Source organism: Photobacterium sp. CCB-ST2H9 (assembly GCF_023151555.2).
Lineage (GTDB): Bacteria > Pseudomonadota > Gammaproteobacteria > Enterobacterales > Vibrionaceae > Photobacterium.
Genome location: NZ_CP100425.1, coordinates 3,224,826 through 3,243,548, shown reverse-complemented (window position 1 = coordinate 3,243,548; position 18,723 = coordinate 3,224,826). Strand labels below are relative to the sequence as shown.

The 18,723-nt window shown below is 53.8% G+C and carries 15 protein-coding genes; 12 read left to right on the top strand and 3 right to left on the bottom strand.

Annotation, left to right across the window (positions count from 1 at the left end):
- Positions 1-221 precede the first annotated feature (221 nt).
- Both L4174_RS14890 and L4174_RS14885 read left to right on the top strand, forming a co-directional pair.
- Positions 222-1,418 carry a hypothetical protein gene (locus L4174_RS14890; protein WP_248144258.1) on the top strand — a complete coding sequence of 399 codons (1,197 nt, stop codon included), beginning with the start codon at positions 222-224 and terminating at the stop codon, positions 1,416-1,418.
- 19 nt (positions 1,419-1,437) lie between these two features.
- Positions 1,438-2,298 carry an MBL fold metallo-hydrolase gene (locus L4174_RS14885; protein ID WP_248144257.1) on the top strand — a complete coding sequence of 287 codons (861 nt, stop codon included), beginning with the start codon at positions 1,438-1,440 and terminating at the stop codon, positions 2,296-2,298.
- Positions 2,299-2,361: 63 nt separating this feature from the next.
- On the opposite strand, the gene L4174_RS14880 is transcribed toward L4174_RS14885, so the two are convergent.
- From L4174_RS14880 to L4174_RS14870, 3 genes are read right to left on the bottom strand one after another with little or no spacing between them, the layout of a single operon-like run.
- Positions 2,362-2,658 (bottom strand): PAAR domain-containing protein, encoded by a 297-nt coding sequence (locus L4174_RS14880; protein WP_248144256.1) that lies wholly within the window; start codon positions 2,656-2,658, stop codon positions 2,362-2,364.
- Positions 2,659-2,666: 8 nt separating this feature from the next.
- Entirely contained in the window at positions 2,667-3,230 is a 564-nt protein-coding gene (locus L4174_RS14875; protein WP_248144255.1) for a Twin-arginine translocation pathway signal, read from the bottom strand.
- The gene (locus tag L4174_RS14870) at positions 3,230-5,221 is read right to left on the bottom strand and encodes a type VI secretion system Vgr family protein (RefSeq protein WP_248144254.1); all 1,992 of its coding nucleotides are present in this window, start codon (positions 5,219-5,221) and stop codon (positions 3,230-3,232) included. The genes L4174_RS14875 and L4174_RS14870 overlap by 1 nt, the downstream gene beginning before the upstream one ends.
- 971 nt (positions 5,222-6,192) lie before the next feature.
- On the opposite strand from L4174_RS14870, the gene L4174_RS14865 reads away from it, so the two are divergent.
- From L4174_RS14865 to L4174_RS14820, 10 genes are all read left to right on the top strand, one after another.
- Complete coding sequence (locus tag L4174_RS14865) at positions 6,193-7,596, top strand: ImpA family type VI secretion system protein (RefSeq protein ID WP_248144253.1); 1,404 nt, start codon at positions 6,193-6,195, stop codon at positions 7,594-7,596.
- A gap of 31 nt (positions 7,597-7,627) precedes the next feature.
- Positions 7,628-8,146 (top strand): type VI secretion system tube protein Hcp, encoded by a 519-nt coding sequence (locus L4174_RS14860; RefSeq protein ID WP_248144252.1) that lies wholly within the window; start codon positions 7,628-7,630, stop codon positions 8,144-8,146.
- Between the two features lie 70 nt (positions 8,147-8,216).
- The gene (gene tssB / locus L4174_RS14855) at positions 8,217-8,726 is read left to right on the top strand and encodes a type VI secretion system contractile sheath small subunit (RefSeq protein ID WP_036755496.1); all 510 of its coding nucleotides are present in this window, start codon (positions 8,217-8,219) and stop codon (positions 8,724-8,726) included.
- Positions 8,726-10,207 (top strand): type VI secretion system contractile sheath large subunit, encoded by a 1,482-nt coding sequence (tssC, locus tag L4174_RS14850; protein WP_248144251.1) that lies wholly within the window; start codon positions 8,726-8,728, stop codon positions 10,205-10,207. The genes tssB and tssC overlap by 1 nt, the downstream gene beginning before the upstream one ends.
- Before the next feature lie 48 nt (positions 10,208-10,255).
- Positions 10,256-11,617, top strand: a complete 1,362-nt coding sequence (locus L4174_RS14845; RefSeq protein WP_248144250.1) for a type VI secretion system contractile sheath domain-containing protein — start codon at positions 10,256-10,258, stop codon at positions 11,615-11,617.
- Positions 11,614-12,030, top strand: a complete 417-nt coding sequence (gene tssE / locus L4174_RS14840) for a type VI secretion system baseplate subunit TssE (RefSeq protein ID WP_248144249.1) — start codon at positions 11,614-11,616, stop codon at positions 12,028-12,030. The genes L4174_RS14845 and tssE overlap by 4 nt, the downstream gene beginning before the upstream one ends.
- A complete protein-coding gene (gene tssF, locus L4174_RS14835) occupies positions 12,023-13,816 on the top strand; it encodes a type VI secretion system baseplate subunit TssF (RefSeq protein ID WP_248144248.1) in 1,794 nt (597 codons plus the stop codon). Before tssE ends, tssF begins: the two co-directional genes overlap by 8 nt.
- Positions 13,798-14,781, top strand: a complete 984-nt coding sequence (locus L4174_RS14830) for a type VI secretion system baseplate subunit TssG (RefSeq protein WP_248144247.1) — start codon at positions 13,798-13,800, stop codon at positions 14,779-14,781. The genes tssF and L4174_RS14830 overlap by 19 nt, the downstream gene beginning before the upstream one ends.
- 8 nt (positions 14,782-14,789) lie before the next feature.
- The gene (gene tssH, locus L4174_RS14825; RefSeq protein WP_248144246.1) at positions 14,790-17,399 is read left to right on the top strand and encodes a type VI secretion system ATPase TssH; all 2,610 of its coding nucleotides are present in this window, start codon (positions 14,790-14,792) and stop codon (positions 17,397-17,399) included.
- 160 nt (positions 17,400-17,559) lie between these two features.
- Positions 17,560-18,720, top strand: a complete 1,161-nt coding sequence (locus tag L4174_RS14820) for an ATP-grasp domain-containing protein (RefSeq protein ID WP_248144245.1) — start codon at positions 17,560-17,562, stop codon at positions 18,718-18,720.
- The last annotated feature ends 3 nt before the right edge of the window (positions 18,721-18,723 follow it).

Genomic DNA, 18,723 nt, shown 5'->3' with positions numbered 1-18,723 from the left:
CACACTCTTTATGTGGAATATATGTAGTTGTCACAAATATTAAACTCAATCATTCATTTGGTTGAATTGACTGATATTGTCGTCTAATTTAATGCTTTTTGTTTCATATTGGTTATTGAGTGAAATGTTTGTCTTCCATGATTGATGGCGGTTTGATGTTTTTTTTGTATCAAACACTAGGGCATCGGTTGAATGAGAAGACGATTCAGGAGGCATGAAACGTGAGTTTGTCTGCAGTGAGTCACCCCGCCACCCGCAATAGGGTCAATTCCCGTTGGGTCGCAACACATTTCGCAACTGCAATGGGTATTGGGGTGCTGTTTGTGCCGCAAGCGCTGGGACCAGGTACCATCGGTATTTCAGCCTTTTTGGTCATGGTTGTTTTATGCATTCCGCTGTCTTATCTGAATCATAAAACACTTTCCGGATTAATTATTTCCGGCGGAACTGGCGGGGGCTCCGTGGCGACCATTAAATCCATGGCCGGGCAAAAGGCCTCGCTTCTTTACGCCGCTTTGTTGTTTATTTCCAGTTTTTCTATCTGCATGATTAACTTCATCGCACTGGTGGCTGCCATCTCCCAGAGTGTACCGCCGGAATACACCGACATTGCACGCATTGCTGCTGCGATTGGCATCGGTCTTGTTATTTATCTGTTTTCGGCGCAAGGACACGGGCGGATCGTGTCGCTGACGAAATACATTGCTGTGCCTTTATCTCTGGTACTTCTGTTTCTGTCCTGCTTGTTAATTCCCAAATGGGACTGGCAGCTTGTGTCTGCTCCTTCCGAACTTCATCTGAAAGAGATCATCACGTTAATTCCGATCATCATCTTTGCCATGAATTTCTCTCCTTGCGTCTCCGGGTACATCGAATCCAGTATGCGAGACAGCAATAACAATAAAACTGTGTGTGAGCAATCTGCGTCCCGGACTCTGCTTGCCAGTTGTTCCGCAATTGCAGTGACGGTGATGTTCTTTTCGTTCTCTGTTTCGATGTCTCTGAACAGTGCATTGCTCGACAGCGCGGATAAAAATGCCAACTCAATTTCACTGGTCGCACAGCTGATGGGAGGCGGCTGGTTCAACGTTGTTGGTTTCTTTATCGTGGCTGCCGCGTCTTTTGGTGCGCTCATGGGCACGGTCATTGGTGTTAAGGACGGATTAAAGGATTCCCCTCTTAGCAAAAAAGTCGACGAAAAAGGCCTGATGGTTCTGGTGACGGTTGCGCTCGTCGGCATCGGGATCCTGAATCCGAATATCATTGACCTGATTAAAATGATCAGCGGTCCGGCAGTCATCGCCGTGGGGATGCTGTTCCCGGCGATTGTCATGATTAAAAACCGGCACTATCAGCTGATTTACTTTGTGGCTATCGGGATCAGCCTGCTCACACTTGCCGTCGGCTTGTTGATGTAAGCGGAGAAAGGAGGCGTACATGATCATTCATGTCCTGGCTGATAATCAAAAGATTGCCAACAGAACAGATTTGAAGGCGGAGAAAGGTCTGTCTTATCACGTCAGCACCGGGGCGTGTGCCATCCTTTTTGATGTCGGCGGCGGACAGACTTTCTTGCAGAATGCCCGGCAGCTGGATTTAGATATTGCACGTGTCGATGTCGCTGTTCTGTCTCACCGGCACCATGATCATGGCAACGGCTTACCTGTTTTTCTGCGCGAGAATCAGCACGCCAGGGTTTGCTTACGTGCGTGTCCGACCGAGTCTTACTTTTTTAAATACCCGATATTCAAATACACTGCACTTCAGTTTGAGGTCGGCCTGGATGTCACGCCGCTGGAAGATTTTAAAGACAGGCTCTGGCTGATTCGTCAGACCACGGAGATCTGTCCCAATGTGTTCTGTGTCGTGAACATCAGTGAAAAGTATCCGCGGCCTGCCGGCAACCGGTACTTGTTCGCAGGGGAAAAACATAGTCTGAGGCCCGATCCTTTTGAGCATGAACTCTTTATGATCATACAGGAGCCGGACGGGCTAGTGATTTTCACCGGCTGTGCTCATTCCGGCGTGTTAAATATGATTGAGACGGCGGTGGAGATGTTTCCGGGTGTCCGGATCAAAGCCGTTGTCGGCGGGTTTCATCTGATGGGATTGCCGCTTTTCAATACTTTGGGTGGCAGTGAGGCCGATATCCGGAAAATCGGGGAGCAACTCAGCGCTTACCCCATTGATCGCCTCTACACCGGCCATTGCACCGGCATGAAAGCATTTCGGATCATGAAACAGGTGCTCGGCGATCGCATCGAGCATATCCCGACCGGCAGTTGTCTCCGCATTTGAGTCCGTCTGTCTGAATGGATCAGCCGACGATCAGCTACCAATCAGCTTCCAATCCGCTACCAATTAGCCACCAATCAGCACGGTCGGCATCCCCATCACGATGGCCCCGCCGTGTGAGGTCTGGTCGCCCATCCGGGCGGCCGGCTTATTGTTGATCAGCACGGTGGCACTGCCTTTGATCACACTGTCCGGCGGGCCGACACAAACGCACATTTGCCCCAGAGTGGCGGCGGGCAGGTTGCCAATCAGGACCGTAGTCGGCAACGGCAGCAGCGGACCGCCGACGTGCGGAATAGGGACCGGCGCCGGGGTTTGCATGGGACACATGTGCATATCGGTAGCACGGGCTGCAGGTAACATCGGAACTCCTAATTCTCGCCGTTGCCGCCAGCGGCAATATTCAGACCCATGTCGATAAAATCACGGTATCGTTGTTTGGCATCTTCACCATCCGGCAGGACGGCGCTTAAGTTGATGCAGCCTGCCACGGCCTGTGCGTACAGGTAGGGTGGCGGCGGTACGACCGGATCTTTGGGGCTGGTCATGCTGCCACCGCTCCAGAAAGCCGACTGAGCCGCCCATCCGGCGCCTGATTCGAGTCCGGCCAGTTCGGCCATCTGTTCCGCGTAACGACGGCTGGTTTCGTCCGGGGTATGAACCCAGGCTTTTGCGGCGCGCACTGCATTGGCTTCGTGTTCATTCCAGTCACTGCGCGTCGCGGCGCAGCAGGCGGCCCACCAGATGCACTCGCGCACAGGCAGGGCGTGAGCGAGAAATGTGACAGCATCAGCAAACATTTCCTGCGTCATGGCCGCTTCAATCAGGTCCCCGGGAGCATGGCCTTCTGCCGCCAGTTGGCTGAACGGATCACTGGGTGAGTACAACCCGATGATGTCGCTGGCATTTTGGTATGGAATTTTGCGTAAAGTCATTAGTTTACCTTGGCTATCGCGCCCTGAATCTGCACCATGGCGCCGGCTTTCACCTGGGTCATGGCGCTGCCGTTTACGGTCACAATTGCGGCTTTGACATCGGCTTTTCCCTGTCCTTCGACCGTGACCATGGCCGCTTTCATTTCGGCTTTTGCTTTGCCGGTGATCGCGACCTGCGGCGCATCGATCTTGATGCCGCTGGCGCTGATTTCAATTTTGCTGGCGCCGACTTTCAGTTCAATCTTGCTTTTTCCGCTGAGCGAGATGGTGCTGCCGTCAATGGTGACTGATGATTTGGCGGACAGGTCCATACTGGCGCCCGCCTTCAGGTTGAGATCTTTTCCGCTGTCGCCCGTCCAGTCTTCCTTGCTTTTGGTGGTGATGGTTTTGTCGCCTTCAACCAGAATCGCATCTTTGGCACTCAGCGTAACCGTCTTCTCAACCTGTGTGTTTTTCGTGCCTTTGATGGTCGTCAGATGATCGTTGTTGGCCTCAACCTGCAGGTCTTTTTCCGCATGCAGGAAGATGTGCTCTTTGTCTTTCTGATCGTCAAAGCGCAGTTCATTGCCCTGTTTACTGTTCCCTTTGGGGGTCGAGCGGGTTTTCATGCCACTTTGGGTGGCTGCGCTGTACGGCGCGGCGTTTTTCGTGTTGTAGAGAGAGCCGGTGACGACCGGACGGTCCGGATCGCCGTCAATGTACTGCACCAGGACTTCATCTCCGACGCGGGGTGTAAACTGGGCGCCAAAGCCTTTGCTGGCCAGACCTTGCGACACCGGCAACCAGCATGAACTGTTCTCATCACTTTTCCCGTTTCTGTCCCAGTGGAACTGGACTTTGATGCGTCCGGCTTTGTCGCGGTAAATTTCCTCGCCGCTGGGCCCGGTCACCGACGCCGTGTGCACGCTGTGGACTTTCGGTTTTTCCTGAACCAGCGGGCGGTACACCGAAGACGCCGGAATACAGCTGAACTGATTGCGATAGACCGGCACAGACCCCGATTCTTCCGTTGAGATATGATGGGTGAGGCGCGTGACGATGTATTCCTGATTCATCGCACTGAGCGGGTGTTTATTCAGGCGGAACTTATATCCGCAGGCGACGGCCGCAATACTGGAACTGGCTTTGGAGACTGACTTTGCTGCGTCCAGAGCCTCCATCTGGCGTTTGGCCGCATCGCGGGCTTCGTTCTTATTGTCCTGACCCAAACCGAACCAGGCTTGCTCAAGACCAGCCGGTGCGCTGTCAAACGCACTTTTCCGTTCCCCGCTTTCAAAGACCTCGGCCAGTGCCTGGGTGTGATCAGCCAGAGAAACTTTGGTGCTGCCCATGTGTGTGGCGTGGCTCCAGTGACTGAGTGCGCGGTGCGATGCCTGACTGCCGTCCTGATAATACAGCGTCGGTTCTGGCATGGACTCAAAACGCTGGTTCGAATCTGCAATCACGACGGAAGGTTTGCCGGACTCATGACGGATATGAAAATGCCACCCTTCGCTGGCGAGCAGGCGGCGGATAAATTGCTGATCGGTTTCGTCTAGCTGGACGCAGTATTCATGCTGTTTTCCGCTGCCTGAGACGGCATAGGAAAAATAGTTTTTAAAGTCAGCGTCGCCGAGCAGGGTATCCAGAATTTGCCGGGTGGTCATGTTCTGAAAAATCTGACGGTTCCGGCGGTAAGCCAGCAAGGACATCGGATCAGCCGCTTCGATCTGATAGAAGTAAAGCTGTTTTTCCTGACTGAACCCGGTGAATTCGACCGAAGTGCACAGCCCGGAGAAGCAGCGGGTTTCTAAAGACTGCTCCAGAGAGACGGAGACGTTTTTACCGAGGTTACTCTCTTTGATCTCTGCGCTTGAAGCAATAGACAAGGAAAATCGGCAACCTTCAGAAATTGCTTCTTCACCCGTGAAATGGGTGACAACATAATTTTTATTGTCCGCGAGTTTTACGGTCAGCGGACGACTTTTTGAGAGCAATTCACTGCTGGTCATATTTCCTCATTTCCTGTAAGCGAAAAGTGGTTTTTTGCTTAAATAAAAATCGAATCAACATCAAATAAAGTGCGTTGATAAACACCTGGGTGAATAAGTGCTGGAAGAGAGTGAAGGTAAAATAGTAAAGAACAATAGGGATTTAATTTATTGTTTGTGTCTTTGGAATTCAAGTCATAAAGCGTCTTTTGTTTTTTACCTGTTGCTATTTTATGGGGTGAGGTTCAAATGTAATCGATTTATGAACAAATCGAGTAAATGCACTAAATTAACTTCATTAACAATAAATACGCTATATGGATTACCTTTAAACAATCTTTATATGAAATTTCATCCATTAGATATTCGTTCCTTCGCTTATGCTGCGGGAAGGATGTATAAAATGGACATGAGTGATTGTGTGTTTTTTGTATTTTAAATCAGTTGTTTGTGTGTTTATTTCTCATGTTTTCTGTCCGTTTTAATTGTTTTGTATGGCCTAAATGCCACCTAAATGTGGCGTGAATGTGTCTTTTTAATGTGCCATCTCTGGATATAATTGACTTTAAATGGCGAACCAAAATTTACCTGAATTAAAAAATTAAAAACTGATGAAATAAAAAAATGATTTGTCTGGTCTGATTTGTTTTGACCGAAAAGTATGATTTCGAGCTTGATTAATATATCCATCACCGGCGGACGAAAATCTCGATAAATTAGAATTTGCTTATATTGATTTTAGTATTGGCTTGTCCTGATTGATGACGAGATATGGGGTGTTGCGGGAGTGATATCGATTCGTCTTTCGATGTGCTGATTTTTATATTATTTGTATATTCATTTATTCGATAAACCAAAAGTACGGCGCGTGCCGATCGGCAAGCTGTGATTTCAGTCATCACTGCTTGAGGGGTCCTTTTGCTCAAATGCTGACTGGGACTTGTCTTGCAATTTCACAACGCCAATTTACAACAAGAGTACGCAGGTAAAGCATGCCGTTTTCAAAACAACAGATTGAACAGCTTTCGGCCCCGATCTCATCAGAATCCATTTGCGGAAGCTACCTGAAGCTGGATAAAAGCGCTTTTCGTCCGCTGAGAAATGAATTCAATGTGGCACAGACTGCATTGCGTCAGCTGAGCCAGAATCCAAGCGAAGATGAAGTGGAAGCGCTGCAAAAGGCGTGTCTGGCCAGCTGGGAGACCCTGTCTGCGAGCCTGCTGAATCAATTTCAGACCACGACTCGTGATATTGAGCTGATCGCCTGGTTCATTGCTGCTCAGGTATTGCTGGATGCTTCGCTGGACAGTGCGGCGAACGCGCTGGCATGGCTGGCGGATCTGGCTGAGCAGCACTGGGATCACCTGAACCCCGTCCTGCCTCAGGAAAAACTGAAATCCCAAGCGGCGGACCAACAGCAGCGTGAGCAGGCTGAAGCCAAAGTGAAAGCCTTTTTTCAGCTGATTGGCGACAGTGAAGAAAGCTCGATTCTGTATGCGCCACTGTTGCAACTGACGCTGGCCGGCAGCATTTCGTTTTACGATTACCAGAGTGCGGAACGCAAAGGCGAACTGAGCCAGCTCAAAGCACAGGTTGCCGGTGTGGTGGCGCAGCAACGGGCGGACATTCAGCAACGCATGGAGAACACCGTTCGTTGTTGTGAGCAGGTAGAGCGCTTAAGCGCTGCCGTACAAAAGCACACGCAAAGCGCCGGTGTAGCCGCGGCCAATTTTGGCTTCGTCAAAGCCCTGTTTACCCGGTTCGAGCAGGCCCTGCATCAGCTGACCGGGATGAAACCGTTCCATAAAGCCGAGCCGGTTGCGGCGTTGACTGCAGCGTCAAGCGCGGTAACAACTTCCCAGGCGGAAAACATGGCCGTGACAAACGCTGTGCATGATTCCACGCCATCTCAGGCCGCACAGTCTTCTGCCGTGTCTGGCGCGCCGCTGAATCTGAGTGCCGGTAATCTTGCGCAGGTCGCATCGGCAAACAATATGAACCGCGATTTGGCGTTTCACCAGCTGCGTGAAATTTCAGACTATTTCCGCCAGAGCGAGCCGCACAGCCCGGTGTCATTTTTGCTGGAAAAAGCCATCCGCTGGGGCTATCTGCCGTTGCCGGAATTGCTGCAGGAAATGATGGCCGAGCAGAGCGGAGACACCTTAAGCAAAATTTTTCATGCCGCCGGACTGAATCATCTTGATCAGGTACGGCTGCCCGATGTTGAACTGCCGAAGGCAGGCATTGAAAACATTTCGGTACCCGAAAAGACTCCTCCCGTGACTGAGTCAATGAGTATTGAAAAGCATGTATCACAGACTTCCGCTGCTGATACCCAACCTCAACAAAAAAGTGAAAGTCACGAACAACCGGGCTCAACTGCCCTGCGTTGGTAAGTGCATATCCTGAAAAGAAGGAAGAACGAATATGGCAAGTATTTACATGCGTATTGATGGCGTTGATGTCAAAGGCGGCGCAACGGTTGAAGGTCTGGAAGGTAACGGCTGGTTCGCTATCTCTTCCTATTCCTGGGGCGGCGTTCGTAACGTCGCGATGGACATCGGCAACGGTAACAACGCGGACTCAGGCATGGTGGCCATGAGCGAAGTGAACCTGTCCAAACAGGTTGACGGTGCTTCAGAAGACCTGCTGTCTTTCCTGTTTAACCCGGGTAAAGAAGGGAAAACCGTTGAGATCGCATTCACCAAGCCAGAATCAGACGGCTCAGGTGCAAAACTGTACTTCCAGGTGAAACTGACGAATGCACGTCTGGTGTCTTACAACGTCAGCGGCAGCGATGGTTCTCAGCCATACGAGAGCATTTCTCTGTCTTACGTTGAGATTTCTCAGAAGCACAACTACGAGCTGGAAGGCGGTGAAGTCAAAGATGGCGGCATCGTGACTTACAACCTGCCACAGGGCAAGTTGCTGTCAGGCTCTAAATAATATTCGCCGGAAGCTCCATCTGAGATGGAGCTTCTTCTCTCGATGCAAATTCTGAACTAGGGACACCGTTATGGCATTGAACTCACAACATAAACGCGTCAGCAAAAACCGCGTCAGCATTACCTATGATGTTGAAACGAATGGCTCTGTTGAGACCAAAGAGCTGCCGTTCGTGGTCGGCGTGATCGGTGACTTCTCCGGCCACAAACCAGAATCTGAAAAAGTGGATCTTGAAGAGCGTGAGTTTACCGGTATCGATAAAGATAACTTCGATACGGTGATGGGCACCATCCATCCGCGTCTTTCGTACAAAGTCGACAATAAACTGGCCAACGATGACAGCCAGTTTGAAGTGAATTTGAGCTTCCGCTCGATGAAAGATTTCCACCCGGAGAATCTGGTTGAACAGATTGATCCGCTGAAACAACTGGTTGAAACCCGAAATCAACTGAAAGTACTGCTGAGCAAAGCGGATCGCTCGCGCGATCTGGAGCGTTTGCTGAAGGAAGTGCTGCAAAGTGCGGATGCCATTCAAGGGCTTGCGCAGGAACTGGGTCTGGATAAAGAGGGAGCGGAATAATGTCTGTCGAACAACAAACCGCAACGCAGGGCGCTGCTGAAGCTGAAGCGTCGCTGAGTTTTCTTGATCGTGCCATCACCGCGACCGCACAAACACCGGTGGATACCACCAAAGAATTGCTGAGCATTCTGACGTCGCAGGCACTGGAAGGCACGGTCACCTGGGACAAAAACCTGACGCTGACGATTGAGAAAGCCATCAGCGCACTGGATGCGAAAATTTCTGAGCAGCTGTCTTCGGTCATGAAGAACAATGACTTCCAGAAACTGGAAGGCACCTGGCTGGGCTTGCAAAAGCTGGTTAAAAACAGCGAACTGGGTCCGGACCTGAAAATCAAGCTGGCCGACTACACCAAAGATGAGCTGCTTGAGCAGTTTGAAGACGCGCCGGCGATCGATCGCAGCCGCTTCTTCACCATGGTTTATCAGGAAGAGTTCGGCACCGCGGGCGGTCAGCCTTACGGCGTCCTGCTGGGTGATTACGAATTCGGTTACGGCGACGAAGACGTCGCATTGCTGCGTTATATGGGCGAAGTGGCTTCCGCATCTCATGCACCCTTCATCGCCGCCGCCAACGCCAGCATGTTTGATTTCAACTCGTTTGCCACGTTTGCAGACGGGAAACCGGTCGCCGCTGGGTTTGACTCACCGGCTTACGCCAGCTGGAACGCATTCCGCGCCAGCGATGACTCTCGCTATGTTGCGCTGACGCTGCCGAAAACTATGGCGCGCCTGCCGTATGGCTCCGCGACCATCCCGGTGAAATCATTCGATTTTGAAGAGCTGAAGACCCGCGACAACGGCCAGCAAATCGTTTCTTCAGACAAAGATTTCGTCTGGAGTAACGCGGCATACGAATTTGGTCTGCTGCTGACGCAGGCATACACCCAGTACGGCTGGTGTACGGCCATTCGCGGAACGGAAAATGGCGGTAAAGTCGAAAACCTGCCGAACTTCACTTACCACTCGGATGCCGGAGATCTGCTCCAGCAGTGTCCGACGCAGGTGAACCTGACCGACGAGCGTGAAAAAGAGCTCAGCGATCTGGGCTTCCTGCCGCTGGTTCACTACAAAAACACCAACTACGCGGTGTTTATGGGTGCACAGACCACGCACAAGCCGAAAACCTATACCGACGCGGATGCGACTGCCAACGCCGCGATTTCGGCACGTCTGCCGTACACCATGGCCAGCAGCCGTATCGCTCAGTACCTGAAGGTGATGGGTCGTGACCGGATTGGTTCGAACCTGGATCCGAATGATGTTGAGAAAGATCTCAACACCTGGATTCACCAGTACGTGAACCCGAACGCTATCGGCAACGAAGCCAAAGCGCGTCACCCGCTGGTGGAAGCGAAAGTCACCGTTGAAGAGCAGGCCGGTCGTCCGGGTGCCTATTCTGCGGTTGCCTATCTTCGCCCGTGGTTACAGATGGAAGAACTGACGACTTCGCTTCGTATGGTCGCCAATATTCCGGGTTAATCCGATTCGGAGGCAGACCGCCTCCGAATGTTTTGAATTGAGTAGTCGATGAAAACACACCCTCAGCACACAGCGATGCCCCCGATGCTTGCGAACCTGGCCTGGCAGGAGCTGTTGGTATGCGCCAGGAACCAGTCGACGGCTCAATTCAAAGCACAACTGATCCGGCTGATTGCCGAGCTGGATCAAGCCGTGAGTGAACAGCTGTCGGCCGTCATTCAGCATGAACATTTTAAGCAGCTGGAAGCGTCCTGGCTCGGATTGGCTTCACTGACGGCGCTGCCGGTCTCTCAGCGTCGGGTCAAAATCAAACTGCTCGATCTGAGCTGGCACATGGTTTCGAGCGACCTCAATTACTCGTTCGATCTCAAACAGAGTGCGCTGTACAAAAAACTCTATGCCAAAGAGTTTGATACCGCAGGCGGGACGCCGTTTGGCATGGTGATGGTGGATCACAAAGTCACTTCCGATTACGGGGACGAGCTGGGTTACGACGATCTCTATACCCTGCAGTTGCTCTCCGAACTCGGCGAGCTGGCATTGTGTCCTGTGGTGATGGGCGTGGATGAACACTTTTTTGGTGATGATCAGAGCCGTCAGCTGCATGACAGCGCGAGAGCGGAGCGGATCGTCAACAGCCGTGATTTTGCCTCCTGGCAACTGCTGCGTGACAAACCATCTGCGCGCTTTCTGCATCTGGTGATGCCGGAATACCTGCAGCGTCCGCCTTATCAACAGTACCCCGCGGGCTTTCTGTTCAGTGAAATGCAGGGCCGCGATCAGGCGCTGTGGGGCAACAGTGCCTATCTGCTGACCAGCAATGTCATCCGGGAATTTGACCGCATCAGCTGGTTTGGTTTCTTGCGTTCATACGATGAGTTCGCCTCATTCGGCGCGATTGTGGCGTCGTCGGAGTCGGTTCAGGCCAAAGTCGATCTGTACAGCGAAGATGACGGCTTCTGGGCGCAACAGGGATTTATCCCGCTGACCAGTTTATACCTGAGCGGACACAAAGGCTTTTTCAGTAATCAGTCGGTCTGGCGTGCGCCGAATGAAGCGACGCGTCAGCTGGGCATGCTGCAGACGAATTTGATGGCGTGCCGGTTCGGTCACTACATCAAAGCGCAGATCCGGGATCAGATCGGCCGTTATGACAGCGCGGAAGACTGTAAGCGCAGCCTGGAGCGCTGGCTGCAGAATTACATCAGTGAAGTGGATTACGGCGAAGACTCGATCATGGCGCGTTATCCGCTCAAGTCCTGTCAGGTCCGAATAGAGGAATCGCCTCAGGACCGGACCCGTTATCTGTGTGAAATCATGCTCCAGCCGCAGTATCAGTACGAAATGATGGATGCCCAGGTGGTGCTGACCACCTCAGTCTCTGGCCAGGATATCGGAGCGCGCCCATGAGCCTGATTGCCAAGCTGACGCAGCGCTGGAACGACGACATCGACAGTGTACGTGATGCCATTGTCGACAACGTCTGCACGCTCATCTCCAGCCGCGCCCCTATCTGGCCGGCCGCTTACAGCAGCGGGGAGGGCACCATCACCAATCTGGGGATGCGTAATCTGGCCCGCTCGCAGAGTAAGTCGAACAGTGATGTGATCGCGGCAGAGATTGCCAGTCTGATCCGCCTGTATGAACCCCGTCTGAGTCAGGTTGAAATTGAGGTTCAGGAGAATAAATCGGCCCAGAACCAGCTGTGTTTTCGTCTCTCTGCGGTGGTGCATTCTGAGCTGGGTGAAGAAGCGATTGTGCTGGACTCCTTTTTGGATCTCAGCAGCAACAAACTAGATGTAAGGAAATCGAATCTTGTCTGATTCTCTGCTCTCGTATTTTGAACAGGAACTGCGTTTCATCCGGGATGAAGCCACTGAGTTTTCGGCGCGTCATCCGGGCGCGGCGCGTGCGCTCGGCATTCGCAAAGACAGCATCGATGATCCGCAAATCGCCCGTTTGGTGGAGAGCGTCGCGCTGCTGAACGGTCGTCTTCAGCAGCGTCTGGATGATTCCTTTCCGGAGCTGACGGAAAGTCTGGTTCGTTTGTTGTTTCCCCATTATCTGCGCCCGGTGCCGTCCTACACCGTGCTGGATTTCGAGATTTCACCGGAAGCCAATGCTGTGCACCGGATTCCGGCAGGCACCGAGTTTGAGCTGGCGGATGAACAGGGCGAAAGTGCCATCTTTCGTTCCACCCAAACCGTCGCGCTGTTGCCGGTCACCATCCGCAATGCAGAGGTGACCTTTGCGCCGTTTGAAATGGCTAAACCGGCAGGGGCAGAGCATGCCAAAGCGATGATTGAGCTGACCATCGCTGCGACGGATGAGGGCTGTGATCTGTCGGCGCTGGACATTGATGAATTGAGGTTGCACCTCAAAGGGGACAGCCATTTCACCCTGCGTCTGTATGACCTGCTGTCTCAGGGCACGTCGCAAGTGCGGATCTGCAGTGCGGTGACCCGAACGGACACCCGGGTTGATCTGGGGCCGACGGCATTGCGTCCGGTGGGTTTTGATGCCGAAGATACCGTTCTGCCGTATCAGGCTGCCAGCTTTGGCGGCTTTAAGCTCCTGACCGAATTTTTTATGTTTCCCGAGCGTTTTCACGGGTTCAGCATTGATGTGCGGGACGCATTGCAGCAGATCACGGGCAGTGAGTTCCGGGTGCAGATTTTTGTCGAAGAGCTGAGTGTCGAGCTGGCCCGGACCTTGAATGCCCAGCATTTTTCTCTGTTCTCGACGCCGCTGGTTAACCTGCACCAGCAAGCGTCGGAACCCTTGCAGATCGATTTTTTCCATAAACAGTACCCTGTCCATCTGGATGCCAGTCAGGGCAAAGTCCTGGAAGTGTTTTCCGTGGACGAAGTGCTCGATGTCACCGCGGGTGATCCGGTCAGTGTGCCGCAGATTTACAGCGAAAAATTTGACCGTGCGGAAACGGGGCTGCGCTGGCAGCTGGTGCAGAACTTTCATGAACGGGGCGTGCTCGACAGCAGCCTGAAAGTGGCAGATCCGGAACACTATCATGCGACGGGATCGCCACGCGTGTGGCAGGTCAGTGCCACGGCAACCGACGGCGTCCGGGCCGGTTCGCTGCCGGTCAACAGCCGCGTCACCTGCCGTGAGTCGCTGACGATTCCGGCGCGCATGCAGTTGCTGCGTCGTCCTGCACTGCCGGTCAGAAGCCGGGATGCGAATCAGAATGTGTGGGCGCTGCTGTGCCACCTGCATTTTAACTACCACGCCATTCTGGGGACGGAGAATCCGGCTGCGACGCTGAAAAACGTGTTCGATCTCTATAACCACAATCAGAGTGCACAAAATTATCTGTACATCGAGTCGGTGCAGAAAATAGAGCAGGAACAGGTTGTGGCCCCGATCCGGGTTTCAGGGAAAACCTGTTTTGCGTACGGCACCAAGATTACCGTGACCCTGGCACCGGGCAATGTGAACGGTGGGTTCGCCTTGTTCAGCCGTCTGCTGGACCACTTTTTTGCTTACTTTGCCGGGTTCAACAGCTTCACGCAGGTCGATATTTGTCTGGAAGGCCAGGACGGGGTGTTTATGGCGTTTCCGAGGAGAACCGGATGCAAGAGTCTGCTGTAAACCGCCTGCTGAGCGGTCAGTTCAGCGTTGCACTGGAGAAGGCCTGGCAGGTGTTCAAGCATCAGGCGGCGCTGTCCGGCCGTCGTCCGGAGGTCCGTTTCAGTGCGGAACTGTTACCAGCTTACTACCCCAGTGAAGTGACCGGGGTGGCCGTGAATGCGGTCTCGGATTACACCCTGAAGGCGTCACTGCCGGCCTTGTCCGGCAGCCAGAGCACCATGCCCCGCACCATGTTTAAAGAGGCGCTCAGCGCGAATTTTGATCTGGGGGAGCAGGCACCGCTCGATTTTTTCGACGCCTTCAACAACCGCTATTTTCGCCTCTACTGCCAGGTCCAGCACAAGCATGATCTGACGGCCCAGATTGAAGAAGCGTCGTTCAGCTGGAACCGTCATCGGCTGTCGGTGACCGGGATGCTGGCGAATCTGGCCGGACAAAGCGGCCATGAAAGTCCGATCCCGGCCAGCCATCTGATTCAGTATACCGGGCTGCTGGGGATGAAGCTGACCTGCCCGCTGGCACTGAAAGCCATGCTGGAAGATTACTTCTCGGCGGAATTTGCGATTGAGCGCAGCGCGCTGGAATACCTGCCGCTGACCCCCTGTTCCCTGACGCAGATCGGGCGGACCGGACAGAACCGGCAACTGGGCATGGGTGCGCTGGTCGGGAAAACCACGCCGATGGCCGGACAGAAACTGAAGATTAAAATCTGCCCGAGAGATTATGACCACTATCTGGCGATTCGCCATGACAAAGCCATGATCCGTGCGCTGGACCATCTGGTGCGCAGTTACATGGGGGTCAATACCAAGTACGCCCTGTATATGAAAGTGAACAGCGAGTATCTGCCGCGCGTGAGACTGTCCGGGCGCAGTGACAGCGCATTACGTATCGGCCAGTCGGCCTGGATGAATCATCAGACGGAGCACCGGCAGTTTGTCGAGATGCCACTGACGTTAAGTTAGGAAAACCTATGATCAATATCGAATTACAGAGTCTGGTCAAAAGGCTGACCCCGTTGCTGAAAAACGCGCTTGAAGCGGCAGCAGGCGAGTGCGTCAGTCGCGGCCATTTTTCCATCGAGCCACAACACTGGTTTTTGCATTTGCTGCAACAGTCCAAAGGCTGGGAAACCGCATTGAATCAGGCCTCGGTGGCCAAAGAAGCGTTGCTGGAAGGTCTGAACACCTATCTGTCCGGTCTGACGCGGGGCAATGATGCGTCACCGTCCCTGTCGCCTGAGCTGGTGGAGCTGCTGAAAGATGCCTGGATGATTGCCTCACTCAATCAACAGCAACTGAGTGTCAATGAATTTCATTTGCTGATGGTGCTCAAGCAGCGCCGTGAGCAAGGCGCTTACAACGGCCTGCTCAGTCAGTGGGTCACCGTGCTGTCTTCGGAATGGCTGCGCAGCCAGTCGCTGGCGGTGAGCGCGCCCAGTGAGATGAACACCGGTGCGGTTTCCCAGACGGCCGCTGAGCATGGGGACACCGCGACACCGGCACTCGACAAATACTCACAAAACCTGACCGAAGCGGCGCGAAGTGGCCGTCTGGATCCGATCTCGGGTCGGGGTGATGAGATCCGCAAAGCGATCGATATCTTGTGCCGCCGCCGTCAGAACAGTCCGATTCTGGTCGGCGATCCGGGCGTGGGCAAAACGGCGATTGTTGAAGGTCTGGCACAGCAAATCGTTGACGGCAACGTGCCGCCGGCGCTGGCGAATGTGGAACTGCGCAGTCTGGATCTGTCGCTGCTGCAGGCCGGTGCCAGCATCAAAGGTGAGTTCGAAAACCGCCTGAAAGATGTCATCAATGAGATCAAACAATCCAGCACCCCGATCATCATGTTCATTGATGAAGCGCACACTCTGATTGGTGCCGGTGGGACTGCAGGCCAGAACGATGCGGCTAATATTCTCAAGCCTGCGCTGGCGCGCGGAGAGTTCCGTTCGCTCGCGGCGACCACCTGGGCTGAGTACAAACAGTATTTTGAATCCGATGCGGCACTGACCCGCCGTTTTCAGGTGGTGGCAGTCGGCGAGCCCAGCGAAGCCGATGCCGTGCACATGCTGCGCGGAGTGAAAAAGAGCTTGGAGCAGCACCATAACGTCAAGGTGATGCAGGAAGCGAACGATGCGGCGGTGTCCCTGTCGGTACGTTATCTGCCGGAGCGCAAACTGCCGGACAAAGCCATCAGCCTGCTCGACACCGCGTGCTCGCGGATTGGCCTGAGCCAGAGCGCGACGCCGCGTCAGATGGAATCCATTACGGAGCAGATTCGCTATGCGGATAACGAAATTGAAACCCTGACCCATGAAGCGGCGCTGTGGTCGCTGGAGGATCCGCGTCTGCAGGAAGCGAAGCTGCGCCGTGAAACGCTGGCTGAGCAGCACGATGAGATTGCCCGCCGCTGGGCGCAGGAATCTCAGCTGGTGGAAGAAATTCTCGCGCTTCAGTCCGCTCTGGATACGCAGTTCCTGGCTGGCGAAGACCTGGAAGCCGGTAGTGAGCGGGCGCAACTGGCCGAAAAAATGGCGCAGCTGCATGCCATTCAGGGCGAGCAGCCCCTGGTGCTGCCGCAGGTCACGCAGCAGACCATCGCGGAAGTGGTGGCGCTGTGGACTGGGATTCCGGTCGGCAACATGCTGAGCGCGGAAGTTGAGCGCCTGATGCATCTCGAATCTCAGATTGGTCAGCGGGTGATTGGTCAGGTGACGCCGATTGCGGAAATTGCTCAGGCGATTCGCATGGCCCGGGCCGGGCTGACTGATCCGCGTAAACCGGTCGGCGTCTTTCTGATGTGCGGCCCGAGCGGGGTGGGTAAAACCGAAACCGCGCTGGCGCTGACGGATCTGTTGTACGGCGGTGAGCGCAACATCACCACCATCAATATGACCGAGTTCAAAGAGGAACATAAAGTGTCGATGCTGCTGGGTTCACCGGCCGGTTATGTCGGATACGGCAAAGGCGGTGTGCTCACAGAAGCGGTGCGTAAAAATCCGTACTCCGTACTGCTGCTGGATGAGATGGAAAAAGCGCACCCTGGGGTGCACGACATCTTTTATCAGATCTTCGATAAAGGGACGATCTCCGACAGTGAAGGCCGCGAAATCGATTTTCGTAACACCATCATCATCATGACGTCGAATGCTGCCGATGGTGCAGTCGTCCATGCATGCCAGGATGGCCGTCCATCGGTCCCGGAACTGACGCAGACGATTTTCCCGGAGCTGCAGAAGTTCTTCAAACCGGCGTTTCTGGGCCGGGCGACCATCGTGCCTTATTTCCCGCTCAATGATGAGGAAATGGCGCAGATTTCAACTCTGTCCCTGAACCGCATCCGCAAACGCGTCGCGGCACATTACGGTGCCAGCTTTGAATATCATCCGGACGTGGTGCAGCTGCTGGTCGCGCTGAATCAGTCTCCGGAAACCGGTGCCCGTGCGGTTGAGCAACTGATCAACCGGCAACTGATGCCGGAACTGGCGAATCAGTGCATCGTGCGCATGAGCGAAAGCAAGCCGGTCAAAGCGGTGCGGGTCGATGTCGAAGACGGCTGGTTCCGGATTCAGATTGACTGATCACCAGCGGGTTACCCGGGTAACCCGCGCTCAGCTGCAATCACCAGATAACAATCACCAGAAAGCAAGCACCAGATAACAAGAACCAAAACACCAATTGTTGCCGCACCAGATGCCAGACGTCTGATTAATTGAGCAACGGATACGACGAGTAGATGACATGACACATTCAGTTTTTTCGCAGACACAACTGGCGTGGATACGCCGGCATCTGAAAGTGGCCGTGATTCATGGGGGCGACAAAACGCAAACCGGTAGTTTTATTTTTGAAAACCTGAGCCCGCGTTCAACCAAAACCTATGCACCGGTCGCCCATGATATTGCTCAGGCGCTATCGGAATCCGGCTTTTGTCATGTTGAAGTGCTAGCGGAAGACATTCATCTGGCTCAGCAATTGCGTGAAAAAAGCATTGATCTGGTGATCACCAACAGTGGCGGCCTGCAAGGGTTTGACTCGATGTGTCATCTGCCTTCCATGCTGGAGATGCTGGGCGTGCCGTACGTCGGGCATTCCCCGATGACCGCCGGGATTCTCGATAACAAACATCTGTTCAAGCATGAGATCAAAGCGGCCGGGCTACCGACGGCGCCGTTTGTCACTGTCGGCATTGATGAAAGCTTCGATGACCCGGGCAAGCAGTCCGCCATTGATGAGATTGCGGCGGGTTTTCACGAGGGATTTATCGTCAAGCCGGTCTCGGGGCGCGCTTCGGTTCATGTCTACCCGGTGTTTGACCGTCGTGAGCTGGCTTCGGTGGTGGAAAAAGTCCGTCTGGCAACCAACAACACGGTGATGATTGAACCGTTTCTCGGCGGACGCGAGTTTGTGGTCGCGGTCGCCGGAGAGTTCGTCTTTAAAGACGGCAGGCTGATGCAGTCGACGACGCCGCTGGCGTTTTCGATTACCGAGCGTTTGCTCGACGCGGACGAGCCGATTTTCACGTCGATGGACGTCAAACCGATCACGCAGGACCGTCTGGTGGCGGTCGACGAAGAGCCGCTGCGCGGTCAGTTGGCGGCAATTGGTCAGAAGATTTACCGCCAGCTTGGCTTGCAGACGCTGGTCCGGGTGGATTTGCGCATGGACAAGCAGGGCAATCTGTATGTGCTGGAAACCAATCCGAAACCTGATCTGAAGCGCCCGGCAGGGAATCAGGTCAGTCTGGTCTGCCATGATCTGGCGCGTGAGGGGATGAGCTATACGGATCTGGTTCAGTCGCTGGTGTTCAACCGCCTGTCTTTCCTGAAAGCCAGACGTCCGCTGGCGCTGGCCCATTGTCTGACGGCGCAGTTTGATGCGCTGGCCGATGTTCAGGAGTGATGA